Origin of the sequence: Pseudomonas migulae (genome assembly GCF_024169315.1) — a bacterium.
Classification (GTDB): domain Bacteria; phylum Pseudomonadota; class Gammaproteobacteria; order Pseudomonadales; family Pseudomonadaceae; genus Aquipseudomonas; species Aquipseudomonas migulae_B.
The window spans coordinates 5723035-5749069 of the sequence record NZ_JALJWR010000001.1; the positions used below are offsets into that span (position 1 = coordinate 5723035).

The 26035-nt window shown below is 58.2% G+C and carries 21 protein-coding genes; 16 read left to right on the top strand and 5 right to left on the bottom strand.

Annotated elements, in window-relative coordinates; genetic code table 11:
* Positions 1 to 193 precede the first annotated feature (193 nt).
* Positions 194 to 652, top strand: a complete 459-nt coding sequence (locus J2Y86_RS26280) for an REP-associated tyrosine transposase (RefSeq protein ID WP_253438370.1) — start codon at positions 194 to 196, stop codon at positions 650 to 652.
* A gap of 128 nt (positions 653 to 780) precedes the next feature.
* Here J2Y86_RS26280 and J2Y86_RS26285 read toward each other — a convergent pair whose 3' ends face one another.
* On the bottom strand, positions 781 to 1386 hold the full coding sequence (locus J2Y86_RS26285) for a TetR/AcrR family transcriptional regulator (protein WP_253438372.1): 606 nt from the start codon (positions 1384 to 1386) through the stop codon (positions 781 to 783).
* 134 nt (positions 1387 to 1520) lie between these two features.
* Between J2Y86_RS26285 and J2Y86_RS26290 the strand changes: the two genes are divergently transcribed.
* The gene (locus J2Y86_RS26290; protein ID WP_253438375.1) at positions 1521 to 2435 is read left to right on the top strand and encodes a DUF808 domain-containing protein; all 915 of its coding nucleotides are present in this window, start codon (positions 1521 to 1523) and stop codon (positions 2433 to 2435) included.
* A gap of 190 nt (positions 2436 to 2625) precedes the next feature.
* On the opposite strand, the gene J2Y86_RS26295 is transcribed toward J2Y86_RS26290, so the two are convergent.
* Positions 2626 to 3414 (bottom strand): MlaA family lipoprotein, encoded by a 789-nt coding sequence (locus J2Y86_RS26295; RefSeq protein ID WP_253438378.1) that lies wholly within the window; start codon positions 3412 to 3414, stop codon positions 2626 to 2628.
* A complete protein-coding gene (locus J2Y86_RS26300; RefSeq protein WP_253438380.1) occupies positions 3407 to 4705 on the bottom strand; it encodes a serine/threonine protein kinase in 1299 nt (432 codons plus the stop codon). The genes J2Y86_RS26295 and J2Y86_RS26300 overlap by 8 nt, the downstream gene beginning before the upstream one ends.
* A 226-nt stretch (positions 4706 to 4931) precedes the next feature.
* On the opposite strand from J2Y86_RS26300, the gene J2Y86_RS26305 reads away from it, so the two are divergent.
* Complete coding sequence (locus J2Y86_RS26305; RefSeq protein WP_253438383.1) at positions 4932 to 5300, top strand: hypothetical protein; 369 nt, start codon at positions 4932 to 4934, stop codon at positions 5298 to 5300.
* Between the two features lie 121 nt (positions 5301 to 5421).
* Here J2Y86_RS26305 and J2Y86_RS26310 read toward each other — a convergent pair whose 3' ends face one another.
* Positions 5422 to 6975, bottom strand: coding sequence for a beta (1-6) glucans synthase (locus J2Y86_RS26310; protein ID WP_253438385.1), 1554 nt, complete (start codon positions 6973 to 6975; stop codon positions 5422 to 5424).
* Positions 6976 to 7317: 342 nt separating this feature from the next.
* Here J2Y86_RS26310 and J2Y86_RS26315 point away from each other — a divergent pair, with 342 nt between their 5' ends.
* The 3 genes from J2Y86_RS26315 to J2Y86_RS26325 all read left to right on the top strand — a co-directional run bounded on the left by J2Y86_RS26315 (position 7318) and on the right by J2Y86_RS26325 (position 10329).
* Positions 7318 to 8169, top strand: a complete 852-nt coding sequence (locus J2Y86_RS26315) for a glycine betaine ABC transporter substrate-binding protein (protein ID WP_253438387.1) — start codon at positions 7318 to 7320, stop codon at positions 8167 to 8169.
* Positions 8170 to 8362: 193 nt separating this feature from the next.
* Positions 8363 to 8674: a DUF485 domain-containing protein gene (locus tag J2Y86_RS26320; protein WP_214381621.1), complete on the top strand. Its 312-nt coding sequence runs from the start codon at positions 8363 to 8365 to the stop codon at positions 8672 to 8674.
* Positions 8671 to 10329 carry a cation acetate symporter gene (locus tag J2Y86_RS26325; protein WP_253438389.1) on the top strand — a complete coding sequence of 553 codons (1659 nt, stop codon included), beginning with the start codon at positions 8671 to 8673 and terminating at the stop codon, positions 10327 to 10329. Before J2Y86_RS26320 ends, J2Y86_RS26325 begins: the two co-directional genes overlap by 4 nt.
* A 659-nt stretch (positions 10330 to 10988) precedes the next feature.
* Here J2Y86_RS26325 and gltA read toward each other — a convergent pair.
* Positions 10989 to 12278, bottom strand: coding sequence for a citrate synthase (gene gltA / locus J2Y86_RS26330; RefSeq protein ID WP_017337241.1), 1290 nt, complete (start codon positions 12276 to 12278; stop codon positions 10989 to 10991).
* A 362-nt stretch (positions 12279 to 12640) separates the two neighbouring features.
* On the opposite strand from gltA, the gene sdhC reads away from it, so the two are divergent.
* From sdhC to brnQ, 10 genes are all read left to right on the top strand, one after another.
* Entirely contained in the window at positions 12641 to 13015 is a 375-nt protein-coding gene (gene sdhC, locus J2Y86_RS26335) for a succinate dehydrogenase, cytochrome b556 subunit (protein WP_253438392.1), read from the top strand.
* Entirely contained in the window at positions 13009 to 13377 is a 369-nt protein-coding gene (gene sdhD / locus J2Y86_RS26340; RefSeq protein WP_253438394.1) for a succinate dehydrogenase, hydrophobic membrane anchor protein, read from the top strand. The genes sdhC and sdhD overlap by 7 nt, the downstream gene beginning before the upstream one ends.
* Positions 13378 to 13380: 3 nt before the next feature.
* Complete coding sequence (gene sdhA, locus J2Y86_RS26345) at positions 13381 to 15156, top strand: succinate dehydrogenase flavoprotein subunit (RefSeq protein ID WP_008032662.1); 1776 nt, start codon at positions 13381 to 13383, stop codon at positions 15154 to 15156.
* Between the two features lie 11 nt (positions 15157 to 15167).
* Positions 15168 to 15872 carry a succinate dehydrogenase iron-sulfur subunit gene (locus tag J2Y86_RS26350; protein WP_253438397.1) on the top strand — a complete coding sequence of 235 codons (705 nt, stop codon included), beginning with the start codon at positions 15168 to 15170 and terminating at the stop codon, positions 15870 to 15872.
* 259 nt (positions 15873 to 16131) lie between these two features.
* On the top strand, positions 16132 to 18963 hold the full coding sequence (locus J2Y86_RS26355) for a 2-oxoglutarate dehydrogenase E1 component (RefSeq protein WP_253438399.1): 2832 nt from the start codon (positions 16132 to 16134) through the stop codon (positions 18961 to 18963).
* Positions 18964 to 19005: 42 nt separating this feature from the next.
* The gene (gene odhB / locus J2Y86_RS26360; protein WP_017337245.1) at positions 19006 to 20229 is read left to right on the top strand and encodes a 2-oxoglutarate dehydrogenase complex dihydrolipoyllysine-residue succinyltransferase; all 1224 of its coding nucleotides are present in this window, start codon (positions 19006 to 19008) and stop codon (positions 20227 to 20229) included.
* A gap of 109 nt (positions 20230 to 20338) precedes the next feature.
* On the top strand, positions 20339 to 21775 hold the full coding sequence (gene lpdA / locus J2Y86_RS26365) for a dihydrolipoyl dehydrogenase (RefSeq protein WP_253438402.1): 1437 nt from the start codon (positions 20339 to 20341) through the stop codon (positions 21773 to 21775).
* A 196-nt stretch (positions 21776 to 21971) separates the two neighbouring features.
* Entirely contained in the window at positions 21972 to 23138 is a 1167-nt protein-coding gene (sucC, locus tag J2Y86_RS26370) for an ADP-forming succinate--CoA ligase subunit beta (protein WP_007898980.1), read from the top strand.
* A complete protein-coding gene (gene sucD / locus J2Y86_RS26375; protein ID WP_053156820.1) occupies positions 23138 to 24019 on the top strand; it encodes a succinate--CoA ligase subunit alpha in 882 nt (293 codons plus the stop codon). Before sucC ends, sucD begins: the two co-directional genes overlap by 1 nt.
* A gap of 455 nt (positions 24020 to 24474) precedes the next feature.
* The gene (gene brnQ, locus J2Y86_RS26380) at positions 24475 to 25788 is read left to right on the top strand and encodes a branched-chain amino acid transport system II carrier protein (protein WP_253438404.1); all 1314 of its coding nucleotides are present in this window, start codon (positions 24475 to 24477) and stop codon (positions 25786 to 25788) included.
* The last annotated feature ends 247 nt before the right edge of the window (positions 25789 to 26035 follow it).

Here is a 26035-nt window from a genome sequence, read left to right on the forward strand (position 1 = left end):
TGTAATCGCTGGCAAGCCAGCTCCCACAAGGACCGGCGGTGTTCACATATTTTGTGGGCACCATCAGACCCTGTGGGAGCTGGCTTGCCAGCGATTGCTATTTGGCAGACACATCCAGCTAAAAAGTCTATATCAACAATCAGAGTTTCCAAGTCTAGCCTTTTCATGAACCAATCATGAGAGAGGCAAAGGAATGCCTGATTTACCTGCTTCACATCGCCTGCGAACGGGGCGCTATGCCGAACCCAGCCGAATCTATTTACTGACCACCAACACTCTGGATCGCGAGCCGATTTTTGCCGACTTCGCTTTGGGCAGATTGGTGGTTCATCAATTTCGCCGAGCACAAGATCTCGGATTGGCAAAATCATTGGCTTGGGTCGTCATGCCCGACCATTTTCATTGGCTGGTCGAATTGGAAAGCTGTTCGCTCAGAACGTTGATGCGCCAGACTAAATCCCTGATTACGAGGGAGGTGAATTTTTCGAGTAGTAGAGGTGGGCCGCTTTGGCAGCAGGGCTATCACGACCGGGCGTTGAGGTGGGAGGAGGATTTGGTGAAATTGTCCCGGTATGTCGTGGCAAACCCGTTGCGGGCCGGGCTTGTTGAAAAGCTTGGGGACTATCCGCTTTGGGATGCCATCTGGGTTTGAGTCGGCACCGAGTTGCCTTCATCGCTGGCAAGCCAGCTCCCACAGAGATTTGTGTCATTCACAGCATTTGAATTCAACAGAGAAACCTGTGGGAGCTGGCTTGCCAGCGATGGCCACACCGCGGTCTTTCAGTCCGGCTCACACCCCTTGAGCACCAACCGGATAATCGTCTGCGCCGCCGCTTCATAATCGCTTTCATCCAGCTTGGCCTTGCCGGTAATCGCGGTGATCTGCCAATCAAAGTCGGCGTAGGTCTGGGTCGCGGCCCAGATGCTGAACATCAGGTGGTTGGGGTCGATAGGGGCGATCTGGCCGCGGTCGATCCAGGTCTGGATGCAGTCGATGTTGTGCTTGGCCTGACCGTTGAGCTGCTCCACCAGGTCGGCGCTCAGGTGCGGCGCACCGTGCATGATTTCGCTGGCGAACACCTTGGAGGCGAAGGGCAGGTCGCGGGAGATGCGGATTTTCGAGCGGATGTAGCCGCTCAACACTTCGCTGGGCACGCCGTCGGCGTTGAACGGCGTCGAGGCCTGCAGGATGGGCTCGATGATGCTTTCCAGAACCTCGCGGTAGAGGTTTTCCTTGGACTTGAAGTAATAGTAGACATTGGGCTTGGGCAAACCCGCCTTGGCTGCGATATCACTGGTTTTGGTCGCAGCGAAGCCCTTGTCGGCAAATTCTTCACTGGCGGCACGCAGGATCAGTTCTTTGTTGCGCTCGCGGATAGTGCTCATAAACCAGGTGATTCCTTGCCTGTTCTGGCGGTTGCGCATGGTAGCACCGGCCTCCCGCAGCGCTCAAGAATGCCCCATGTGGTGCTCGGCCACGCTATGCTGCGCAGCATTCATTCAAGAAGGACACCAGATTCATGGCAGGAAGCAGTTTACTGTTGCTGATCGACGACATTGCCGCCGTACTCGATGACGTGGCGTTGATGACCAAAATGGCCGCCAAGAAAACCGCCGGCGTGCTCGGTGACGACCTGGCGCTCAACGCCCAGCAGGTCAGCGGTGTGCGCGCCGAGCGGGAAATCCCGGTGGTCTGGGCGGTTGCCAAGGGTTCGTTTCTCAACAAACTGATCCTGGTGCCGTCGGCGTTGGCGATCAGTGCGTTCATTCCCTGGCTGGTCACGCCGTTGCTGATGGTCGGCGGCGCTTACCTGTGTTTCGAAGGTTTCGAAAAGCTCGCGCACAAGTTCCTGCACAGCAAGGCTGAAGACCAGGCAGAGCATGCGGAACTGGTCGAAGCCGTGGCCGATCCGGCGGTCGACCTGGTGGCGTTCGAAAAGGACAAGATCAAGGGGGCCATCCGCACCGACTTCATTCTCTCGGCGGAAATCATTGCCATCACCCTCGGCACCGTGGCGGAGGCGTCGCTGACCCAGCAAGTCATCGTGCTTTCGGGTATCGCGATCGTCATGACCATCGGCGTCTACGGCCTGGTGGCCGGCATCGTCAAGCTCGATGACCTCGGCCTGTGGCTGACCCAGAAGCCCGGCCAGATGGCTAAAAGCATCGGCGGCGGGATTCTGCGTGCGGCGCCCTACATGATGAAAAGCCTGTCGGTGATCGGCACCGCGGCGATGTTTCTGGTGGGCGGCGGGATTCTCACCCACGGCGTGCCGGTGGTTCATCACTGGATTGAAAGCGTCAGCGCGGGGGCGGGTGGTGCCGGGTTTATCGTGCCGACGTTGCTGAATGCGGTGGCGGGGATTGTGGCGGGTGCGGTGGTGTTGGCGGGTGTGATGGTTGTCAGCAAGATCTGGAAAACAGTGAAAGGCTGAAGCCTGACACTGTTCAACTGTGGGAGCGGGCTTGCTCGCGAAGGCGGTGTGTCATTCAACATAGATATCGACTGACACTCCGCCTTCGCGAGCAAGCCCGCTCCCACAGTTGATTTGTGGTGTTTGAAGTTCCGTACATGAAAAAGGCCATTCGACTCGCATCGAATGGCCTTTTTTATTGCTACCGGAGTTACTCGGCGATCTGCAACTTGCGCGACTCGGTGTACACGTAGCGCACCTTCTCGTACTCGAACGGCGAGTTCAGCTGGCCATAGCGGAAGCTGGTCTGGTTGCGCTTGTCGATGCTGCGCAGGACCCACACTTCCGGGTGGTTGGAGCTGACTTCGGCGACGTTCAGGAAGTTGATCGCGTTCTCTGCGGTGAAGTCCACTGCCAGGCCGCCGGTGTCGCGGATGTTGGAAGGGCCGAGGATCGGCAGGACAAAGTAGGCGCCGCCCGGTACGCCGTAGAAGCCGAGGGTTTGACCGAAGTCTTCGCTCTGGCGCGGCAGGCCCATGGCGGTGGCCGGGTCCCACAGGCCGGCAATACCGATGGTGGTATTGAGCAGCAGGCGCGCCGTGGTTTCCATCGAGCGCTTGCCCTTGAACTGCAGCAGGCTGTTCATCAGGTTCGGCACATCGCCGAGGTTGTTGAAGAAGTTGCTGACGCCGGTGCGCAGGAAACTTGGCGTGATGTAGCGATACCCGTCGACCACCGGCAGGAACACCCATTGGTCGAAGCGGTAGTTGAAGTGATAGACCCGGCGGTTCCACTCTTCCAGCGGGTCGTACACGTTCAGTGCGTTGAGCGTTGAGCGTTCGAATTCGCGCTGATCCAGCCCCGGGTTGAATTTGAGTTTGCTCAACGGCTCCTTGAAACCGTCATTGTCGATGACCACCGGCGCGTTGGCTTTGCTGTTGTCGGCATTGGCGACGCCTGCACAGAGTAACGCTGCGATAAGCAGGAGGTATTTAGCCACGGAAGAACTCCAGCATGGCGTCGCTGTTGACGCGATAGTTAAGGTTGCCGCAATGGCCGCCCAGTGGATAAACAGTCAAGCGATCGCCGAAGGTCTTGCGCAGGAAACCGAGGTCGCCAGGGCCGAGAATCACATCGTCGGCGTTGTGCATGACCGCGATTTTCGGGCTGTCGTGCAGGTAATCCTTCAAGGCATACAAGCTGACCTGATCGATCAGTTGCAGCAGGCTGCCGCCGTCGGTGCGGGCACGCCACATCGGGATCACCTGTTCGGTGATGTAGCAGTCGAAGTCGCACTGCAGCGCACGCTTGAGGTACGGCGTGAGCGTGGTGCCTTCTGTAATGGGGGTTTTCGGTGGAGTGATCAGGCCGCGACGGTTGATCAAGTCTGAAGTAAAGGCGATGTCGGCGGCCGAGAAGCGGAACGACGTGCCGATGAGCATGGCCATCTGTTCGTTGGTCAAATGCTGCTTGGACTGTTGGAAGTCATAGAGCAGGGCATCGTTAAGGTCGATGTAGCCTTTTTGCTGGAAGTAGCGGGTCAGTTTGTCCAGCACCAGCTCATAGAACGTCGTGCTGTTGTTGATGCCCTTGACCTCGGTCTGGACGAGTCTGTCCAGGTTGGTGATCGAGGTGTAAAGGTTGACCGGCGGGTTGAGCAGCAAGACTTTCTTGAAATTGAAACTGCGGCGGGTTTCGTCCAGATGCGCGACAAAGGCGGCGTCCAGTGCACCCAGGCTGTAACCGGTCAGGTAGTAATCGGTGACGGCCACTTTCGGGTTTTGTGCCCGCACGGCCTGCATCACCCGGTACATGTCTTCGGCGTCGTCCTTGGTGATACCCGGTGTGGCAAAGCGTGAGGCGGCGCTCATGAAGTCGAAGCTGGTCGGCGACGACAGTTGCACCACGTGGTAGCCAGCCTTGTAGTAGAGCTTTTTCAGGTATTCGTTGAGACTGCTGTCATAGCGCGCGCCAGTGCCGGCGATCAGGAAGATCAGCGGCGCGGCTTTATCCTGAGTGGCGATGCGATAGGTCAGTTTCTTCACCGGCCAGAAGTTGTCCGGCAATTCGAACTCACGCTCCGGGCGCAACGTGACGCTGCGGGTTTCCTGGTCGATGTCATCGTCCAGCGGCAACTCCGGACGCAGGTCCGGCGGCGTCGTCGCAATGGTGGCCTCGAACGGATTGGTCAAGGGGTAGCCATAACTGGCGGCGTCGATATCGACCGCCAGTGCGGACGCACTCAAAATAAGGCCGCCAAACAGGGCGGCGAAGCGCAAGGAACGGAGCATGACTAGATCCCTTAGAGAGAAAGGTGCCGGATGAAGTTCGCAGGCTATGACCACAGGGGGTGCGCCAAAGTGCCATGCTTCGGCACCAAACAGGCCTAATTTCGGAGTAATGGTAGCTGGAAGATACACTTTGCAGCGATTGACTGCCCAGTTAACTGTTGTTAACGCTTGCGTCAGGCTGTCGGCGGATTAAGCTGGCCGCCGTTTTCGCTTATTGGAGTGCCACATGTCCCGCCGTCTGCCCGTGATTCTGCTGCTTGTCTTGCTGCCTTTATGGCTGACCGCCAGTTATGGCGCGCGTTATGGCTTCATGGAGGATGCGCAGTGGGTCGGCCTCTGCGTCGATGATGCGAGTCGCTGGGAATGCGTGGTCCGTTCGAACCTGGGCCTGATGATTCATTTCCAGGTGTTGGGCTGGACGGCCCTGGCGGCAGCGGTGATCGGCTTTGTGTTGCCGGGCCGGGCAGGGTGGTGGTTGGCAGTATTGGCGCTGGTGTTCGGGTTTCCGGCGCTGGCGTTGTACAACACGACGATGGCGGTATTTGCGGTGGTGATTGCTGCCTTGCGTCTGGTTCGGGCGTCTCGTAGCGCCTGATAGTCAGCCTTCGCGGGCAAGCCTCGCTCCTACAGGACCCGATCGTTCACAACATTGATGGACGACTCTGTACCGTAGGAGCGAGGCTTGCCCGCGAAGGGGCCGGCAGCCGTGCTGAAGATCAGCCCTTGCGAACCCGCAAACTGCGCCACAACGCCGCCACCATCAACACACTCACCAACGCCCAGCCCCAGGCCTGCTGGTTCTGCAAACCTTCGCGATACAACTGCGGCGCAATGCCGGCACCGATGATGAAGGTCAGCAGGGCAATCTCTCGACGTGGCACGCTCACCGGACGGCACAGGTAAACCAGCGCCGGCAGGATGAACGCTACACTCGGAAAGCTGCGATAACGCGGGTCGAACACCAGCTCCAGCATCATCACCGCCGCCGCAAAACCTGCCACCGCCAGCAACCCGCCCGCCCGGCGTTCCAGCGCAGCGAAGGCTTGCCCACGCCAGCCTGTGCGAGCACTCAATGTCAGCGCGGCATGCGCCAGCACCAACAGATTCAACCCCGTCAGCAAGGCGACCCACAACCATTCACTGGCAAACCGTGTGGTCACCCGCGCCAGATCGCCCCACGCGCCAATCGAACAGGCCGCCAGCGCGCCCAGCAGTGGCAGGACCAGTGCCGCGCGGGTGCTGCGTACGCGTCCGCCAAGGATCAGCGTACCGAGAAAAATCAATCCTCCCACCGCCAGCCATTGCGACCAGTACGGCACGTTCGACACGGGACCTGCCAGCACGCCCTTGTCCTGGCGATCAGCATCAAACAGCCCCCAGTAACCACCGACTGCACCTTCGCTGGCGCGCTTCCAGGGTTGGTCGAAGGCTTCGATCAGGTTGTAATGCCAGCCTTCCTGTTCAGCCATGATGACGAATGCGCGAATGAATTTGGCTTCATTGACCCGACTCGGCAGGGCAGTTTCGCGCTGGCGGCCTTCGCTCGGCCAGCCGGTTTCGCCAATCATCACGTCTTTGGGGGCAAATTTGTTGCCGAACACCTGGCGCACTTCGCGAACATGCTGCAGCGCGGCGTCGATGTTCGAAGGATCATCTTCCCAGTACGGCAGCAAGTGGATGGTCAGGAAGTCCACCGCCGGGGCGATTTCCGGGTGTTTGAGCCAGAACTCCCAGACGTCGGCATAGGTGACAGGCTGCTTGACCTGGCTTTTGACCTTGTTGATCAGCTTGGCCAGCTGCGCGCCGGTGATTTCCTTGCGCAACAGGGTTTCGTTGCCGACGATCACCGACGTCACCACGTCCGCGTTGGCGTTGGCGGAGGCAATCAGCAAGTCGACTTCTTTCTCGGTGTCCACCGGGTTGCTGTTGACCCAGGCGCCGATCATCAACTTCAGACCATGCTTGCGCGCCAGATCGGGCAGGGCCTCGAGACCGGTCATGGAATAGGTGCGGATACATTCGAAGCGGGTGGCCAGCAGGGCGAGGTCGGCGTCCATGCGTTCGGGGCGCAGCTTGAACGGCTGATCGAACGGCGATTGGTCTTTGTCGAACGGGGTGTAGGAGGCGCATTGCAGCTTGTGCGTCGCGCTGGCCACGTCCGGCAGAATCACCGGTTTGCCGAGTCCGTACCAAAAACCGCCGAGGGCAAAAAGCCCCAGCAGGCAAGCGAATAGATAAGCAAAAAAAGGAAAGCGTGAGGTCGCGGGCATGGTCAGGACGTCTGGGAGCAAAGCCGCGCATGTTACCTGCAATTGCCTGATGCTTGGTGGCCTGCATAATTTTGACATGCAAAGTTCGGGCGGATTGGCGGGAGCAATAGAAGTGGTCGTGATTAATGGCGTTCTGATGTCGTTTCTCGATGCCTTGAGGTCGCAGACAGCACAGGTTCCGGTTGGCGTCAGGTTGATTATCGAGGCGTCAGTGCTCTCATTGATAAATCACGCTGATGATCGAACGAGTTAGCGGTGAGGCGTGATGGGGCGCTATGCACCATAACAATACGTTGACGCGACTCGGCATCCGTCGAGCGCAGCACTTTCGGGGAAGTAACGATGAAGATGCGACGACTTTTAGGCGCCAGTGCCGCTCTGGTACTTGCGATTGGCTCCACATTCGCCAATGCCGAGAGCAAGACCCTGAGCATCGGTTACGTTGATGGCTGGTCCGACAGCGTAGCGACCACCCACGTGGCCGCCGAAGTGATCAAGCAGAAACTGGGTTATGACGTGAAGCTCCAGGCCGTCGCTACCGGGATCATGTGGCAAGGCGTGGCCACCGGTAAACTGGACGCCATGCTGTCGGCCTGGCTGCCGGTGACCCACGGTGATTACTGGACCAAGAACAAAGACCAGGTCGTCGATTACGGCCCGAACTTCAAGGATGCGAAAATCGGCTTGATCGTGCCGGACTACGTCAAGGCCAAGTCGCTTGAAGACCTGAAAACCGATGACAGCTTCAAGAAACGCATCGTCGGCATCGACGCCGGTTCAGGCGTGATGCTCAAGACCGAGCAGGCGATCAAGGACTATGACCTGACCGGCTATCAACTCAAGGCCAGTTCCGGCGCCGGCATGATTGCCGAACTGACCCGTGCCGAGAAGAAAAACGAATCCATTGCGGTGACCGGTTGGGTGCCGCACTGGATGTTCGCCAAGTGGAAACTGCGCTTCCTCGAAGACCCGAAAGGCGTGTATGGCGCGGCTGAAACCGTGAACAGCATCGGCAGCAAAGAGCTGGGTACCAAAGCTCCGGAAGTGGCCAAGTTCCTGAAGAACTTCCAGTGGGCTTCGAAAGACGAAATCGGCGAAGTCATGCTGGCCATTCAAGAAGGCGCCAAGCCTGAAGCCGCTGCGAAGGATTGGGTCGCCAAGCACCCGGAGCGCGTTGCTGACTGGATCAAATGATTTGAGCTGACCGGTCTGGTCAGTCCCTCTCAAGGCCCCTTGGCTCAATGCCAAGGGGCCTTTTGTTTTCTGCATGCTGGAAAATGGCGATTCTGTCATGTCGTTCTAATACTAAGGTCGTCTGGAACCTGCCCCGCAGCCGCATAGAGTGGATAGCGTTCCAACAATAATCTGTGCTGCGAGGATAAAAACAATGAACGACAGCATTTACCTCTCGATTCAAAACAGCCCGCGCTTCAAGGAGCTGGTTAGTAAGCGAGAAAGGTTCGCCTGGATTCTTTCGGCGATCATGCTTGGGCTTTACTCCGGATTCATCCTTCTGATCGCTTACGGGCCGCATATTCTGGGCGCGAAAATCAGCCCTGAGTCATCGATAACCTGGGGCATACCGATCGGTGTCGGGTTGATTCTTTCAGCCTTCATCCTGACCGGGATCTACGTACGACGCGCCAATGGCGAATTCGACGACCTGAACAATGCGATTCTCAAGGAGGCTCAGCAATGATCCGGCGTCTAATGGCTCTATTGAGCATCGCAGCCTTCGCACCGGGCGCCTGGGCGGCTGACGCCCTGACTGGCGCGGTGCAGAAACAACCGCTGAACATCGCCGCAATCCTGATGTTTGTGGCGTTCGTCGGCGCAACTTTGTATATCACCTACTGGGCCTCCAAGAAAAACAACTCGGCGGCTGACTACTATGCAGCCGGCGGCAAGATCACCGGTTTCCAGAACGGTCTGGCGATTGCCGGCGACTACATGTCCGCGGCGTCCTTCCTGGGTATTTCCGCGCTGGTGTTCACCTCCGGCTACGACGGCCTGATCTACTCGATCGGCTTCCTGGTGGGCTGGCCGATCATTCTGTTCCTGATCGCCGAGCGCTTGCGTAACCTGGGTAAATACACATTTGCCGACGTGGCGTCCTACCGCCTCGGGCAAACCCAGATTCGCTCGCTGTCCGCTTGCGGTTCGCTGGTCGTGGTGGCGTTCTACCTGATCGCGCAAATGGTCGGTGCCGGCAAGCTGATCCAGCTGCTGTTCGGTCTCGACTACCACATTGCGGTGATTCTGGTCGGTATCCTGATGTGCATGTACGTGTTGTTCGGCGGCATGCTGGCGACCACTTGGGTGCAGATCATCAAGGCGGTGCTGTTGCTGTCCGGTGCCTCGTTCATGGCGCTGATGGTGATGAAGCACGTCAACTTCGACTTCAACGCTCTGTTCTCCGAGGCGATCAAGGTTCACCCTAAAGGTGAAGCGATCATGAGCCCGGGCGGTCTGGTGAAAGATCCGATCTCCGCGTTCTCCCTGGGGCTGGCACTGATGTTCGGTACCGCTGGCCTGCCGCACATCCTGATGCGCTTCTTCACCGTGAGTGACGCGAAAGAAGCTCGCAAGAGCGTGCTGTACGCAACCGGCTTCATTGGTTACTTCTACATCCTGACCTTCATCATCGGCTTCGGCGCGATCCTGCTGGTCAGCACCAACCCGGCCTTCAAAGATGCGGCTGGCGCGCTGTTGGGCGGCAACAACATGGCGGCGGTGCACCTGGCCAACGCGGTCGGTGGCAGTATCTTCCTGGGCTTCATCTCGGCGGTAGCGTTCGCGACCATTCTGGCGGTAGTTGCCGGTCTGACCCTGGCCGGTGCTTCGGCGGTGTCCCATGACCTGTATGCCAGCGTGATCAAGAAAGGCAAGGCGAACGAGAAGGACGAGATCCGTGTCTCGAAAATCACCACCATCGCTCTGGCGGTGCTGGCGATCGGTCTGGGCATTCTGTTCGAAAGCCAGAACATCGCGTTCATGGTGGGCCTGGCGTTCTCCATCGCGGCGAGCTGTAACTTCCCGGTCCTGCTGCTTTCCATGTACTGGAAGAAGCTGACCACGCGTGGTGCGATGATTGGCGGCTGGCTGGGTCTGATCAGTGCTGTGGGCTTGATGGTCCTTGGTCCAACCATCTGGGTGCAGATCCTGCATCACGAGAAGGCGATCTTCCCGTATGAATACCCGGCGCTGTTCTCGATGATCATTGCGTTTGTGGGGATCTGGTTCTTCTCGATCACTGACAAGTCGACAGCGGCTGACAATGAGCGGGCGTTGTTCTTCCCGCAGTTTGTTCGTTCGCAGACGGGTCTTGGGGCGAGTGGGGCGGTTTCGCACTAAGGTTTCGAGATTGTTTGTGTAAGTTGGGTTGAATGGAAATGCCCCGGTCGAGAGATCGGGGCATTTTTTTTGTGCGGTTATCGCCCTTTGTGAAGCGAACCTGCTCGCGAAGGCGGCCGGACAGCCGACCTGTCTTTTGTTGATCGGGTACATATCCATTCCTGCGGTAACGGCGTCTGGCGGTTTCGCCCTTACGGCGACTCACTTTTTTTCAAACCGGTACGTGTCCCCTGTGGGAGCTGGCTTGCCAGCGATGAACGCTCAGACACCGCATTCCTTCAGACCGCACTCGTCATCGTTAACGACCATCGCTGGCAAGCCAGCTCCCACAGGGAACGCGTACGCTTCAAATGACAGGTCGGCCGATAGGCCGCCTCGGTTGCATTGGCGGTGGTCGGCCGATAGGCCGAGTGGAGCAGGACCGGAAGGAGGGCATGCCGAGCTCTAGCGAGGCACCGAACGAAAGGGGCAAAAGCCCTTGGTTACTTGGCGCTCTTCCAAGTGACTCGCTGTAAAAGCGAAACCGCCAGCCGTCATTACCGAAGAAACGGATATACCCCCGATCAAAGAGGCAACCAAACCCGGCACAAACAAAAACGGCCTCTATATAAATAGAGGCCGTTCCCGGTACAACTCAAGACGTTATCGCAAGACAGGTCTTATTTGCGGTCTTCCAGCTTGGTGATATCACGCGACTCGTAGCCGGTGTACAACTGGCGCGGACGGCCAATCTTGTACGGGCTGGAGAGCATTTCTTTCCAGTGGGAGATCCAGCCGACAGTCCGCGCCAGGGCGAAGATCACGGTGAACATGCTGGTTGGAATGCCGATCGCCTTGAGGATGATCCCCGAGTAGAAGTCGACGTTCGGGTACAGCGAGCGTTCGATGAAGTACGGGTCGGTCAGGGCGATCTCTTCCAGGCGCATGGCCAGTTCGAGTTGCGGATCGTTGTTGATCCCCAGTTCCTTCAGCACTTCGTCGCAGGTCTGCTTCATCACGGTGGCGCGTGGGTCGCGGTTTTTGTAAACCCGGTGACCGAAGCCCATCAGTTTGAACGGATCGTTCTTGTCCTTGGCCTTGGCGATGTACTTGTCGATGTTCGACACATCGCCAATTTCATCCAGCATGGTCAGAACGGCTTCGTTCGCGCCGCCGTGGGCAGGGCCCCACAGTGCAGCGATGCCGGCGGCGATACAGGCGAACGGGTTGGCACCCGAAGAGCCGGCCAGGCGTACGGTGGAAGTCGATGCGTTCTGCTCGTGGTCGGCATGGAGGATGAAGATCCGGTCCATGGCCTTGGCGAGTACCGGGCTGATCGGTTTGATCTCGCACGGGGTGTTGAACATCATGTGCAGGAAGTTTTCCGCGTACGTCAGGTCGTTGCGCGGGTACATCATGGGTTGGCCCATGGAGTACTTGTAAACCATCGCTGCCAGGGTCGGCATCTTGGCAACCAGGCGGATCGCGGAGATTTCGCGATGCTGCGGGTTATTGATGTCCAGGGAGTCGTGGTAGAAGGCCGAGAGGGCGCCGACTACACCGCACATGACGGCCATCGGGTGGGCGTCGCGACGGAAACCGTTGAAGAAGGTCTTCAACTGCTCGTGAACCATGGTGTGGTTCTTCACGGTGCTGACGAACTGGGCCTTCTGTTCTGCGGTCGGCAGTTCGCCGTTGAGCAGCAGATAGCAGGTTTCCAGATAGTCCGACTTTTCAGCCAGCTGTTCGATCGGGTAGCCGCGGTGCAGCAGAATGCCGTTGTCGCCGTCGATATAGGTGATCTTCGACTCGCAGGAAGCTGTCGACATGAAACCAGGGTCAAAGGTGAAACGGCCCGTGGCCGTCAGGCCCCGAACATCGATAACATCGGGACCAACGGTGCCGGTTAAAATGGGCAGCTCGACGGGGGCTGCGCCCTCGATGATCAACTGCGCTTTTTTGTCAGCCATGTGGCCTCCTATTTATGCTTGAAATCATCAGACAGACCCCCCACGCAGGGCCCGCACCACTATAGTGAGATAAATTCGAATGTCAATTTGCCTAAAGTCTTGCTCCAGAAGGCTTTAACCGGACTTTTTCCTCGAAATTGACTGCCATTTACGCCTTTTATCCAACTTGTGCAATGAGCTATTAGGGGAAGGCGAACGCGTTGTCATTAGTAGCCTAACTGTCTATACTCGGCCACCGACCGCCAGGGGCTTTTGGGCCTGCTTTATTGGGGGTCGCATCCCTGGGTGGTGGTTACCTGACCAGTGCACTCCCCAACAACTTTGCCCTGATTGTTAGGGGCTCTTCAGTGTGAAAAAAAGCCGTGAAAAGCCAACGACCTGTAAACCTAGACCTAAGGACCATCAAACTCCCCATCACCGGCGTTACGTCGTTTCTTCACCGTGTTTCCGGCATCATCCTCTTCCTGGGCCTTGGCTTCATGCTGTATGCATTGAGCAAATCCCTGGGTTCCGAGGAAGGTTTTGCCGACGTGAAGGCAACCTTGACCAGCCCTCTGGCCAAGTTCGTAGCATGGGGCCTCCTGTCCGCTCTTCTGTATCACCTGGCCGCCGGTGTGCGCCATATGATCATGGACATGGGCATCGGTGAGACGCTGGAAGGCGGCACACTGGGCTCGAAAATCATTATCGCCGTGTCTGCGGTGTTGATCGTTCTGGCGGGAGTTTGGATATGGTAACCAGCGTTACGAACCTGTCGCGTTCAGGCCTCTACGACTGGATGGCACAGCGTGTGTCTGCGGTCGTTCTCGCGGCTTATTTCATCTTCCTGATCGGATACCTCGTTGCGAATCCGGGCATTGGCTACGAGCAGTGGCATGGCCTGTACGCCCACAACGGAATGCGTATCTTCAGTCTGCTGGCCCTTGTGGCCCTGGGCGCTCACGCCTGGGTCGGCATGTGGACCATCGCGACCGACTACCTGACGCCGATGGCGCTGGGCAAGTCCGCGACTGCAGTACGTTTCCTTTTCCAGGCAGTATGCGGCGTTGCGATGTTCGCTTACTTCGTCTGGGGTGTGCAGATTCTCTGGGGTATCTGATTCATGTCTACTACAGTTAATACGCTTTCGTTCGACGCCATCATCATTGGCGGCGGCGGTGCCGGCATGCGCGCTGCGCTGCAACTGGCACAAGGTGGTCACAAGACTGCCGTAGTTACCAAGGTTTTCCCGACTCGTTCGCACACTGTATCCGCCCAGGGTGGCATCACCTGCGCCATCGCTTCGGCAGATCCGAACGATGACTGGCGCTGGCACATGTACGATACCGTCAAGGGTTCCGACTATATCGGTGACCAGGACGCTATCGAATACATGTGTTCCGTAGGCCCGGAAGCGGTCTTCGAACTCGAGCACATGGGTTTGCCGTTCTCCCGTACCGAACAGGGCCGCATCTATCAGCGTCCGTTCGGCGGTCAGTCGAAAGACTTCGGTAAAGGTGGCCAGGCTGCCCGTACCTGCGCCGCTGCCGACCGTACCGGTCACGCATTGCTGCACACCCTGTACCAGGCCAACCTCAAGGCCGGCACCGTATTCCTCAACGAATACTACGGCGTCGACCTGGTGAAGAACGAAGACGGTGCCTTTGTCGGCATGATCGTCATCTGCATCGAAACCGGCGAAACCTCGTACGTCCGCGCTAACGCCACCGTTCTGGCGACAGGCGGTGCAGGCCGTATCTACTCGTCCACCACCAATGCCCTGATCAACACCGGTGACGGCGTCGGCATGGCTCTGCGTGCTGGCGTGCCGGTGCAAGACATTGAAATGTGGCAGTTCCACCCGACCGGCATCGCCGGCGCCGGTGTACTGGTTACAGAAGGTTGCCGCGGTGAAGGCGGTTACCTGATCAACAAGCACGGCGAGCGTTTCATGGAGCGTTATGCTCCTAACGCGAAAGACCTGGCGGGTCGTGACGTTGTTGCCCGTTCGATGGTTAAAGAAATCATCGCCGGCAACGGTTGCGGTCCGGATGGCGACCACGTAATGCTGAAACTCGATCACCTCGGTGAAGAAGTTCTGCACAGCCGTCTGCCAGGCATCATGGAACTGTCCAAGACCTTCGCTCACGTCGATCCAGCCGTGGCGCCGATTCCGGTCGTTCCAACCTGCCACTATATGATGGGCGGCGTTGCCACCAACATTCATGGTCAGGCAATTACCCAGGACGCCGACGGCGTCGACCAGATCATTCCTGGTCTGTTCGCAGTGGGCGAAGTGGCTTGCGTATCGGTTCACGGTGCCAACCGTCTGGGCGGCAACTCGCTGCTCGATCTCGTGGTCTTCGGCCGTGCCGCAGGCCTGTTCCTGGAGCAGACCCTGAAGGAAGGCGTTGATTACGCCCGTCCTCGCCAGTCCGACATCGACGCTGCCCTGGCACGTCTCGATGGCCTGAACTCGCGTACCGAAGGCGAAGACGTCGCGACCCTGCGTAAAGAACTGCAAAGCTGCATGCAGAACTACTTCGGTGTATTCCGTACCGGCGAATACATGCAGAAGGGTATTGCTCAGCTGGCTGATCTGCGTGGCCGTATCGCCAACGTCAAGATCAACGACAAGAGCCAGGCGTTCAACACGGCTCGTATCGAAGCCCTGGAACTGCAAAACCTGCTGGAAGTGGCCGAAGCCACCGCCATCGCTGCAGAGATCCGCAAAGAGTCCCGCGGCGCTCACGCCCGTGAAGACTACGAAGATCGCGACGACGAAAACTGGCTGTGCCACACCCTGTACTTCCCGGGTGACAAGCGCGTGACCAAGCGTGCTGTGAACTTCTCGCCGAAGACTGTTCCGACTTTTGAACCTAAGATTCGGACTTATTAAGGGTGGCCGCCATGTTGCAAGTCAGTGTTTATCGCTACAACCCTGATCAGGACGCTGCGCCGTTCATGCAGGAATTCCAGGTCGATACCGGTGGTAAAGACCTGATGGTGCTGGACGTGCTAGCCCTGATCAAAGAGCAGGACGAAGGTTTCTCCTATCGTCGCTCTTGCCGTGAAGGCGTTTGCGGTTCCGACGGCATGAACATCAACGGCAAAAATGCGCTGGCGTGCGTCACGCCGCTGTCTTCTGTCGTAAAAGGTAACAAGCTGATCGTTCGTCCTCTGCCAGGTTTGCCGGTTATCCGTGACCTGGTCGTCGATATGAGCATCTTCTACAAGCAATACGAGAAGGTTAAGCCATACCTGCAGAACGACACGCCGGCTCCGGCCATCGAACGTCTGCAAACCCCTGAAGAGCGTGAAAAGCTCGACGGTCTGTACGAGTGCATCCTGTGCGCTTGCTGCTCGACCTCTTGCCCGTCCTTCTGGTGGAACCCGGACAAGTTCCTGGGGCCGGCTGCTCTGCTGCAAGCGTATCGCTTCCTGGCAGACAGCCGCGACACCAAGACTGCCGAGCGTCTGGCTTCGCTGGATGACCCGTTCAGCGTATTCCGCTGCCGGAGCATCATGAACTGCGTCAACGTATGTCCGAAAGGCCTGAACCCGACTAGGGCCATCGGTCACATCCGTAACATGCTTCTGCAAAGCGGCGTGTGATTCAGCAGTACCCGTAGGACCGCTGTACCCGTAGATGCTACGGCGCAGGCTTCAACCGGCGCCGTAGTTTTAACCTGAGCAGCAGCTCACAAAGCTGCCGCTCTTATTTTGAAGAAATGAGACAAGCAGGGGCATCCGGGCTGGTACCCGGACTATCAGCGTGATCCTAAGTGGCTTGTTTTGGTCGCTGCATTCGGACTTCTGCAAGTTTGCTCGGTGTCGACGCCGGTGGTGTTCCCCTAACCGAGGGTGACCAAGCATGCAAGAAAGCGTGATGCAGCGCATGTGGAACAGTGCCCACCTTTCAGGTGGAAACGCTGCCTATGTGGAAGAGCTTTATGAGCTCTACCTGCACGACCCTAACGCTGTGCCAGAAGAGTGGCGCACCTACTTTCAGAAGTTGCCGACTGACGGCAACTCTGCCACCGATGTTTCGCACTCCACAATTCGCGATCATTTCGTGTTGCTGGCAAAGAACCAGCGCCGCGCCCAACCGGTTTCCGCCGGAAGCGTGAGCAGTGAGCACGAGAAGAAGCAAGTTGAAGTGCTGCGATTGATCCAGGCCTACCGTATGCGTGGCCACCAGGCAGCCCAGCTTGACCCGCTGGGGCTGTGGCAGCGTCCTGCACCTGCAGACCTGTCGATCAATCATTACGGCTTGACCAATGCCGATCTTGATACGACCTTCCGTGCCGGCGACCTGTTCATCGGCAAAGAGGAGGCGAGCCTACGCGAAATTCACGAAGCGTTGCAGCAGACATATTGCCGCACCATCGGCGCTGAATTCACGCATATCACCGATTCCGAGCAGCGCCAGTGGTTCCAGCAGCGTCTGGAAAGCGTACGTGGTCGTCCAACGTACTCCACCGACATCAAGAGCCATCTGCTCGAGCGCGTCACTGCCGGTGAAGGCCTGGAAAAATACCTGGGCACCAAATACCCGGGCACCAAGCGTTTCGGTCTGGAAGGCGGCGAAAGCCTGATTCCGATGCTCGACGAATTGATCCAGCGTTCCGGTTCCTACGGCACCAAGGAAATCGTTATCGGCATGGCCCACCGTGGCCGTCTGAACGTGCTGGTCAACACCTTCGGCAAGAACCCGCGTGAGCTGTTCGACGAATTCGAAGGCAAGAAGAAGGTCGAGCTGGGTTCCGGTGACGTTAAATATCACCAGGGCTTCTCGTCCAACGTAATGACCACCGGCGGTGAAGTTCACCTCGCGATGGCGTTCAACCCGTCCCACCTGGAAATCGTATCTCCAGTGGTCGAGGGTTCGGTTCGCGCCCGTCAGGATCGTCGTAACGACCCTACCGGCGAGAAGGTTCTGCCGATTTCCATCCACGGTGACGCGGCATTCGCCGGTCAGGGCGTGGTCATGGAAACCTTCCAGATGTCGCAGACCCGCGGTTTCAAGACCGGCGGCACCGTGCACATCGTGATCAACAACCAGGTCGGTTTCACCATCAGCAACCCGCTGGACTCGCGTTCGACCGAGTACGCGACCGACGTTGCGAAGATGATCCAGGCGCCGATCCTCCATGTGAATGGTGATGATCCGGAAGCCGTATTGTTCGTGACCCAGCTGGCCATCGACTACCGCATGCAGTTCAAGCGTGACGTGGTGATCGACCTGGTCTGCTACCGTCGTCGCGGCCACAACGAGGCCGACGAGCCGAGCGGCACCCAGCCAATCATGTATCAGCAGATCACCAAACAGCGCACCACCCGTGAGCTGTATGCCGATCGTCTGACCCAGGCCGGTGTGCTGGACGTTGAGCGTGTTCAGGCGAAAGTCGACGAATACCGCAACGCGCTGGACAACGGTCTGCATGTAGTGAAAAGCCTGGTCAAAGAGCCGAACAAAGAGTTGTTCGTGGACTGGCGCCCGTACCTGGGCCACGCCTGGACCGCGCGTCACGACACACGTTTCGATCTGAAAACCTTGCAGGAACTGTCCGCCAAGCTGCTGGAAATTCCGGAAGGCTTCGTGGTTCAGCGCCAGGTTTCGAAAATCTACGAAGACCGTCAGAAGATGCAAGCCGGCGGCCTGCCGATCAACTGGGGTTACGCCGAAACCATGGCGTACGCGACCCTGGCGTTCGAAGGTCACCCGATTCGCATGACGGGTCAGGACATCGGTCGCGGTACGTTCTCGCACCGTCACGCTGTCTTGCACAACCAGAAAGACGCGGGTACCTACGTCCCGCTGCAAAACCTGTACAAGGGCCAGCCACGTTTCGACCTGTACGATTCGTTCCTGTCCGAAGAAGCCGTGCTGGCGTTCGAATACGGTTACTCGACCACCACGCCTGAGGCGCTGGTGATCTGGGAAGCCCAGTTTGGCGACTTCGCCAACGGCGCCCAGGTGGTTATCGACCAGTTCATCACCAGTGGCGAGCACAAGTGGGGCCGTCTCTGCGGTCTGACCATGCTGCTGCCGCACGGTTATGAAGGTCAGGGTCCGGAGCACTCTTCGGCTCGTCTGGAGCGTTACCTGCAGCTGTGCGCCGAGCACAACATTCAGGTAGCCGTACCGACTACGCCGGCTCAGATCTACCACTTGCTGCGTCGTCAGGTCATTCGTCCGCTGCGCAAGCCGTTGATCGTCCTGACTCCGAAGTCGCTGCTGCGTCACAAGCTCGCCATATCGACCCTGGAAGATCTGGCCGAAGGTTCGTTCCAGACCGTTATCCCGGAAATCGATGCCCTGGACCCGAAAAAGGTCGAGCGCGTTGTTCTGTGTAGCGGCAAGGTCTACTACGACCTGCTGGAAAAACGCCGTGCCGAAGGTCGTGATGACATCGCCATCGTGCGTATCGAGCAACTGTACCCATTCCCTGAGGACGACTTGAAAGAAGTCCTGGCTCCTTACACCAACGTCAAGAATGCCGTCTGGTGCCAGGAAGAGCCGATGAACCAGGGTGCGTGGTACTGCAGCCAACACCACATGCGTCGCAGCATCAGCAATCTCAACAAGTCTCTCGTACTTGAGTACGCGGGCCGTGAGGCTTCTGCTGCACCTGCATGCGGTTACGCATCGATGCACGCTGAGCAGCAGGAAAAACTGCTGCAAGACGCCTTTACTGTTTAACGCCTTCGCGCACCTGAAACCGAATTTAAGGACTCACAGATAATGGCTATCGAAATCAAAGCCCCCACTTTCCCGGAATCGGTTGCCGACGGCACCGTTGCCACCTGGCACAAACAACCGGGCGACGCTGTAAAGCGTGACGACCTGATCGTCGATATCGAAACCGACAAAGTTGTGCTGGAAGTGTTGGCCACCGCTGACGGCGTGCTGGGCGCTATCGTCAAGAATGAAGGCGACACCGTTCTGTCCGACGAAGTGCTGGGCTCGATCGAAGCGGGCGGCGCTGCTGCCGCTGCTCCGGCTGCCGCTGCTGCTCCGGCCGCTGCACAGGCTGCTGCTCCTGCCGCCGAAGGCGAAGACGATCCTGTTGCTGCACCGGCTGCCCGCAAGCTGGCTGAAGAAAACGGCATTAACATCGCTTCCGTTGCCGGCACCGGCAAAGGTGGTCGTGTGACCAAGGAAGACGTGGTCGCTGCTGTTGCTGCCAAGAAAGCCGCTCCGGCTGCCGCACCTGCCAAGGCTGCCGCTCCTGCTGCCGCTGCTCCTGTGTTCGCCGCTGGCGACCGCATCGAGAAGCGCGTACCGATGACCCGCGTTCGCGCTACCGTGGCCAAGCGTCTGGTAGAAGCACAATCGAACATGGCGATGCTGACCACCTTCAACGAAGTCGACATGACCGAAGTCATGGCTCTGCGTTCGAAGTACAAGGACCTGTTCGAGAAGTCCCACAACGGCGTACGCCTGGGCTTCATGTCGTTCTTCGTGAAAGCGGCCACCGAAGCGCTGAAACGCTTCCCGGCTGTCAACGCGTCGATCGACGGTGCCGACATCGTTTACCACGGCTACGCCGACGTCGGTGTTGCTGTTTCCAGCGACCGCGGTCTGGTTGTACCGGTTCTGCGTAACGCCGAACTGATGAGCCTGGCTGAAATCGAAGGCGGCATTGCCACCTTCGGCAAGAAGGCTCGCGACGGCAAACTGTCGATGGACGAAATGACCGGCGGTACGTTCACCATCACCAACGGTGGTACCTTCGGTTCGATGATGTCGACTCCGATCGTCAACCCGCCGCAAGCGGCCATCCTGGGCATGCACAACATTCTGCAGCGTCCTATGGCGATCAACGGTCAGGTCGTGATCCGTCCGATGATGTACCTGGCTCTGTCCTACGATCACCGTCTGATCGATGGCAAAGAAGCTGTGACCTTCCTGGTTACCATCAAGAACCTGCTGGAAGACCCGGCTCGTTTGCTGCTGGATATCTGATTTCGTTGCATGGGCCGCTGCAGGATGGCGGCCCGTCTGTAATAACCAGCTTCGTCCCACGACGGTCCCCAAAAGGGGCCGTCCGGTTTGATTCGAGAAGGAATGACACATGACTCAGAAATTCGACGTGGTAGTGATTGGCGCGGGCCCTGGCGGTTACGTGGCTGCCATCAAAGCAGCGCAACTGGGCCTCACCACTGCCTGCATCGAGAAATACACCGACAAGGAAGGCAAACTGGCCCTCGGCGGTACTTGCCTGAACGTCGGCTGCATTCCATCCAAGGCGCTGCTGGACAGCTCCTGGAAATACAAGGAAGCCAAAGAAGGCTTCGCGATCCACGGTATCAATCACGCTGGCGTGACCATGGACGTGTCGGCAATGGTTGGCCGCAAAGCCAACATCGTCAAAGGCCTGACCTCTGGCGTTGCCACCCTGTTCAAGGCGAACGGCGTTACTTCCCTGCAAGGCCACGGCAAACTGCTGGCCGGCAAGAAAGTTGAACTGACCAAGCCAGACGGCACCGTTGAAATCATCGAAGCCGAGAACGTGATTCTGGCTTCGGGCTCCCGTCCGATCGACATTCCACCGGCTCCGGTTGACCAGAACGTGATCGTCGATTCGACGGGCGCGCTGGAATTCCAATCCGTACCTAAGCGTCTGGGCGTGATCGGCGCTGGCGTCATCGGTCTGGAACTGGGTTCGGTGTGGTCGCGTCTGGGTTCCGAAGTGGTTGTCCTGGAAGCGCTGGAGAAGTTCCTGCCAGCCGCTGACGACGCGGTTTCCAAAGAAGCCTTCAAAACCCTGACCAAACAAGGTCTGGACATCAAGCTGGGCGCTCGCGTTACCGGTTCCAAAGTGAACGGCGACGAAGTCGTTGTGAACTACACCGATGCCAACGGCGAACAGAACATCACTTTCGACAAGCTGATCGTTGCCGTTGGTCGCCGTCCAGTGACCACCGAACTGTTGGCTGCCGACAGCGGTGTGAACATCGACGAGCGCGGTTTCGTATTCGTTGATGACCAGTGCGCCACCAGCGTACCGGGCGTTTACGCGATCGGTGACGTGGTTCGCGGCATGATGCTGGCGCACAAGGCGTCCGAAGAAGGCATCATGGTGGTTGAGCGCATCAAGGGCCACAAAGCCCAAATCAACTATGACCTGATCCCGTCTGTTATTTATACTCACCCGGAAATCGCGTGGGTCGGCAAAACCGAGCAGACCTTGAAGGCTGAGGGCGTTGAAGTTAACGTTGGCACCTTCCCGTTCGCAGCCAGTGGCCGTGCCATGGCAGCCAACGATACCGGCGGTTTCGTGAAAGTCATTGCCGATGCCAAGAGTGACCGCGTATTGGGCGTCCACGTGATTGGCCCGAGCGCTGCAGAACTGGTTCAGCAGGGCGCGATCGGTATGGAATTCGGCACCAGCGCTGAAGACCTGGGCATGATGGTTTTCTCCCATCCGACCCTGTCTGAAGCCTTGCACGAAGCAGCTCTGGCAGTGAATGGCGGCGCCATTCACATCGCCAACCGCAAGAAGCGTTAAGACAATAAGAAACCACGGCGGTATGGCCCGTCGTGAGCCTTGCATGCAAGACTCACCGCGGAATATCCGCTGGACGCAGTCTTGCGTAGCTGCACCGGTTGTCCGGAAAGGCTACGCAAGCAGCAGTCACAGGTGGTGCGGCACTTGAACGAGTGCAGCACCGAATGCGCAGTACCTAACGAAGACGGTAATAAGCATGAATCTTCACGAGTATCAGGGTAAGCAGCTGTTCGCTGAGTACGGCCTGCCAGTTTCCACCGGTTATGCGGTAGACACCCCGGAAGCAGCAGCAGAAGCTTGCGACAAAATCGGCGGCACCGAGTGGGTTGTCAAAGCCCAGGTCCACGCTGGTGGTCGCGGTAAAGCGGGCGGCGTAAAGCTGGTTCGCAGCAAAGAAGACGCCAAGGCATTCGCACAGCAGTGGCTGGGCAAGCGTCTGGTGACTTACCAGACTGATGCCAATGGTCAGCCAGTCACCAAGATCCTGGTTGAATCGTGCACTGATATCGCTAAAGAGCTGTACCTGGGCGCTGTCGTTGACCGTTCGAGCCGTCGCATCGTGTTCATGGCTTCCACCGAAGGTGGCGTGGACATCGAGAAAATCGCTCACGATACCCCTGAGAAAATCCTCAAGGCCACTATCGATCCACTGGTTGGCGCTCAGCCATTCCAGGGTCGCGAGCTGGCATTCCAGCTGGGTCTGGAAGGCAAGCAGGTTGCTCAGTTCGCCAAGATCTTCGTAGGTCTGGCCAAGCTGTTCAAGGATCACGACCTGGCTCTGCTGGAAGTGAACCCGCTGGTGATCAAGGCTGACGGCGATCTGCATTGCCTCGATGCCAAGATCAACATCGACGCCAACGCCATGTACCGTCAGCCTAAGCTGAAGACTTTCCACGATCCGTCGCAAGACGATCCGCGCGAAGCGCACGCTGCCAAGTTCGAACTGAACTACGTAGCGCTGGAAGGCAACATCGGTTGCATGGTCAACGGTGCTGGCCTGGCCATGGGTACCATGGACATCGTCAACCTGCATGGCGGCAAACCAGCCAACTTCCTCGACGTGGGCGGCGGTGCTACCAAAGAACGCGTTACCGAAGCGTTCAAGATCATCCTGTCCGACACTAACGTCGCTGCAGTACTGGTCAACATCTTCGGCGGCATCGTTCGTTGCGACATGATTGCCGAAGGCATCATCGGCGCTGTGAAAGAAGTCGGCGTGAAAATCCCGGTTGTTGTTCGCCTTGAAGGCAACAACGCTGAGCTGGGCGCTAAAGTACTGGCAGAAAGCGGTTTGAACATCATCGCTGCTACCAGCCTGACCGACGCTGCTCAACAAGTCGTCAAAGCTGCGGAGGGCAAATAATGAGCGTCCTGATCAATAAAGACACCAAAGTTATCTGCCAGGGTATTACCGGTTCGCAAGGTAGTTTCCACACCCAGCAAGCCATCGAATACGGCACCAAGATGGTTGGTGGCGTAACTCCGGGCAAAGGCGGCACCGAGCACCTGGGTCTGCCAGTGTTCAACACCGTGAAAGACGCTGTAGCTGCCACTGGCGCCACCGCCAGCGTGATCTACGTTCCAGCTCCTTTCTGCAAGGACTCCATCCTGGAAGCGGCATTCGGCGGCATCAAGCTGATCGTTTGCATCACTGAAGGCATTCCTACCCTGGACATGCTGGATGCCAAGGTCAAGTGCGACGAGCTGGGCGTAGTCCTGATCGGTCCTAACTGCCCAGGCGTGATCACTCCAGGCGAATGCAAGATCGGCATCATGCCGGGTCACATTCACTTGCCAGGCAAGGTCGGTATCGTTTCCCGTTCCGGCACCCTGACCTACGAAGCTGTTAAGCAGACCACTGACGCCGGTTTCGGTCAGTCGACTTGCGTCGGCATCGGCGGTGACCCGATCCCGGGTTCGAACTTCATCGACATCCTGAAGCTGTTCCAGGAAGACCCGAAGACCGAAGCGATCGTGATGATCGGTGAGATCGGCGGTTCGGCTGAAGAAGAAGCGGCTGCCTACATCAAGGCACACGTGACCAAGCCGGTTGTTTCCTACATCGCTGGTGTGACTGCTCCTCCGGGCAAGCGCATGGGCCATGCTGGCGCAATCATCTCTGGCGGCAAAGGCACTGCAGACGAGAAGTTTGCTGCCCTGGAAGACGCAGGCGTTAAAACCGTGCGTTCGCTGGCAGACATCGGCAAGGCTTTGTCCGAGCTGACCGGTTGGGCTGTCAAGTAAGCCTCGCGCTTAGCTGACGCTTCACCAAACAAAGGCCACCTTCGGGTGGCCTTTGTCGTTTCCGGGGTTTGCACTGGGCCTTTGTGGCGAGGGGATTTATCCCCGTTCGGCTGCGCAGCAGTCGTGAAGTCTGTAATGCGGTGTACCTGATGCACCGCATGCGATGGTTCCAGGGTCGCTTCGCAACCCAACGGGGATAAATCCCCTCGCCACAGGGTTCTGTGCAGGTAAATTAGATATGTAAACGCGACACGGAAATGTCGCAGATCGGAATGTTCGCCCTCTAACAGTGCGTTTGCCGCTCAAATTCGTTAGGCTAGCCGCCATTTTGCGTCCGCGACCCACAAGGTTGCTACGCGCTAAAAGGGTCAGTCCTATGCGGACCGACAGCATTTCCCTCACCCAAAAGGGAAATCCCTCTCTAAATTCCGATTCAGTAGTGTGGTATTTCCTTAATGAAAGTGTTGAAAGGCCAGGACATCCTGGCACTTGGTTTTATGACGTTTGCCCTGTTCGTCGGGGCTGGCAACATCATCTTCCCGCCTATCGTCGGTTTGCAGTCCGGGCCACATGTCTGGATGGCGGCGCTGGGCTTTCTGATCACCGCGGTCGGTCTGCCGGTGATCACTGTGGTTGCCCTGGCCAAGGTCGGCGGCGCAATGGATGCCTTGAGCAGCCCGATCGGAAAAGTCGCCGGTGGCTTGCTGGCCGCGGCGTGCTACCTCGCCGTTGGCCCGTTATTCGCGACGCCGCGCACCGCGACCGTATCGTTCGAAGTGGGCCTGGCGCCGCTGACCGGCGAGAGCCCGCTGGCGCTGTTTCTCTATAGCTCAGTGTACTTCCTGCTGGTGTTCTTCATCTCGCTGTACCCGGGCCGTCTACTGGATACCGTAGGACGTTTCCTCGCCCCACTGAAGATTATCGCCCTGGCCGCACTCGGCATCGCCGCGTTCGCGCTGCCGGCTGGCGACATTGGCGTGGCGACGCCTGAGTATGTGGCGGCACCGTTTTCCCAGGGCTTCATCAATGGTTACCTGACCATGGATACCCTCGGTGCGCTGGTGTTCGGCATTGTCATCGTCAACGCCATCCGCTCCCGCGGCGTCGAGTCGCCGGTGTTGATTACCCGCTACGCGATCATTGCCGGGCTGATTGCCGGCGTCGGTCTCGCGCTGGTGTATGTCAGCCTGTTCCGCCTGGGTTCGGGCAGCCATGAAGTGGCCGCCGGTGCGACCAACGGCGCGGCAGTGTTACACGCTTACGTTCAACACACCTTTGGTTCGTTGGGCAGCGGTTTCCTCGCGGTGCTGATCTCGCTGGCTTGCCTGGTTACAGCGGTCGGTCTGACCTGCGCCTGCGCCGAATACTTCAGCCGTGTGCTACCACTGTCCTACAAGACATTGGTCATTATCCTGGCCGTGTTTTCCTTGTTTGTGTCCAATCTGGGCCTCACCAAGCTGATCGCGTTCTCGATTCCGGTACTCACCGCGATCTACCCGCCGTGCATCGCGCTGGTGGCCCTGAGCTTCTGCAAGGACTTCTGGCATGAGCAGGGGCGCATCGTCGGTCCGGTGATGTTGGTGTCGTTCATTTTCGGTCTGATCGACGCGCTCAAGGGCGCAGGTCTGGCGGACTGGATGCCGACGCAACTGGCCCACCTGCCGCTGAGCGAGCAAGGTCTGGCGTGGCTGGTGCCGTCGGTCATGACGCTGGTGGTTGCGGTGGTGTGCGACCGCCTGCTGGGCAAGCGCGAAGAAGCGCTGGCTTAAGCCGCTTCGAGACCGCCACAAGCGGGTCTTGGGCTACAACAGAAATGCCCCGTATCAATCGATGCGGGGCATTTTTTATGCGCGTGATGCAGTGTCTTTTTCCTTGAGCTAACGTCGAAGGACTATCTGTAGGAGCGAGCGGTGCGGCGATCCGACTTGCCCGCGAAGAGGGATTAACATTCGACCTAACCGTCGACTGACACGCCGCCTTCGCGGGCAAGTCGGATCGCCGCACGGCTCGCTCCTA

What these genes read in the sequence shown, in the direction of transcription:
- J2Y86_RS26305 (WP_253438383.1), top strand. Translation starts at nt 4,932, where the DNA reads ATGTCCCGCCGTCTGCCCGTGATTCTGCTGCTTGTCTTGCTGCCTTTA.
- sucC (WP_007898980.1), top strand. Translation starts at nt 21,972, where the DNA reads ATGAATCTTCACGAGTATCAGGGTAAGCAGCTGTTCGCTGAGTACGGC.
- J2Y86_RS26285 (WP_253438372.1), bottom strand. Translation starts at nt 1,386, where the DNA reads ATGAGCACTATCCGCGAGCGCAACAAAGAACTGATCCTGCGTGCCGCC.
- gltA (WP_017337241.1), bottom strand. Translation starts at nt 12,278, where the DNA reads ATGGCTGACAAAAAAGCGCAGTTGATCATCGAGGGCGCAGCCCCCGTC.
- J2Y86_RS26300 (WP_253438380.1), bottom strand. Translation starts at nt 4,705, where the DNA reads ATGCTCCGTTCCTTGCGCTTCGCCGCCCTGTTTGGCGGCCTTATTTTG.
- brnQ (WP_253438404.1), top strand. Translation starts at nt 24,475, where the DNA reads ATGAAAGTGTTGAAAGGCCAGGACATCCTGGCACTTGGTTTTATGACG.
- J2Y86_RS26355 (WP_253438399.1), top strand. Translation starts at nt 16,132, where the DNA reads ATGCAAGAAAGCGTGATGCAGCGCATGTGGAACAGTGCCCACCTTTCA.
- J2Y86_RS26320 (WP_214381621.1), top strand. Translation starts at nt 8,363, where the DNA reads ATGAACGACAGCATTTACCTCTCGATTCAAAACAGCCCGCGCTTCAAG.
- sucD (WP_053156820.1), top strand. Translation starts at nt 23,138, where the DNA reads ATGAGCGTCCTGATCAATAAAGACACCAAAGTTATCTGCCAGGGTATT.
- odhB (WP_017337245.1), top strand. Translation starts at nt 19,006, where the DNA reads ATGGCTATCGAAATCAAAGCCCCCACTTTCCCGGAATCGGTTGCCGAC.
- J2Y86_RS26280 (WP_253438370.1), top strand. Translation starts at nt 194, where the DNA reads ATGCCTGATTTACCTGCTTCACATCGCCTGCGAACGGGGCGCTATGCC.
- J2Y86_RS26315 (WP_253438387.1), top strand. Translation starts at nt 7,318, where the DNA reads ATGAAGATGCGACGACTTTTAGGCGCCAGTGCCGCTCTGGTACTTGCG.
- J2Y86_RS26310 (WP_253438385.1), bottom strand. Translation starts at nt 6,975, where the DNA reads ATGCCCGCGACCTCACGCTTTCCTTTTTTTGCTTATCTATTCGCTTGC.
- lpdA (WP_253438402.1), top strand. Translation starts at nt 20,339, where the DNA reads ATGACTCAGAAATTCGACGTGGTAGTGATTGGCGCGGGCCCTGGCGGT.
- J2Y86_RS26350 (WP_253438397.1), top strand. Translation starts at nt 15,168, where the DNA reads ATGTTGCAAGTCAGTGTTTATCGCTACAACCCTGATCAGGACGCTGCG.
- J2Y86_RS26290 (WP_253438375.1), top strand. Translation starts at nt 1,521, where the DNA reads ATGGCAGGAAGCAGTTTACTGTTGCTGATCGACGACATTGCCGCCGTA.
- sdhA (WP_008032662.1), top strand. Translation starts at nt 13,381, where the DNA reads ATGTCTACTACAGTTAATACGCTTTCGTTCGACGCCATCATCATTGGC.
- sdhD (WP_253438394.1), top strand. Translation starts at nt 13,009, where the DNA reads ATGGTAACCAGCGTTACGAACCTGTCGCGTTCAGGCCTCTACGACTGG.
- J2Y86_RS26325 (WP_253438389.1), top strand. Translation starts at nt 8,671, where the DNA reads ATGATCCGGCGTCTAATGGCTCTATTGAGCATCGCAGCCTTCGCACCG.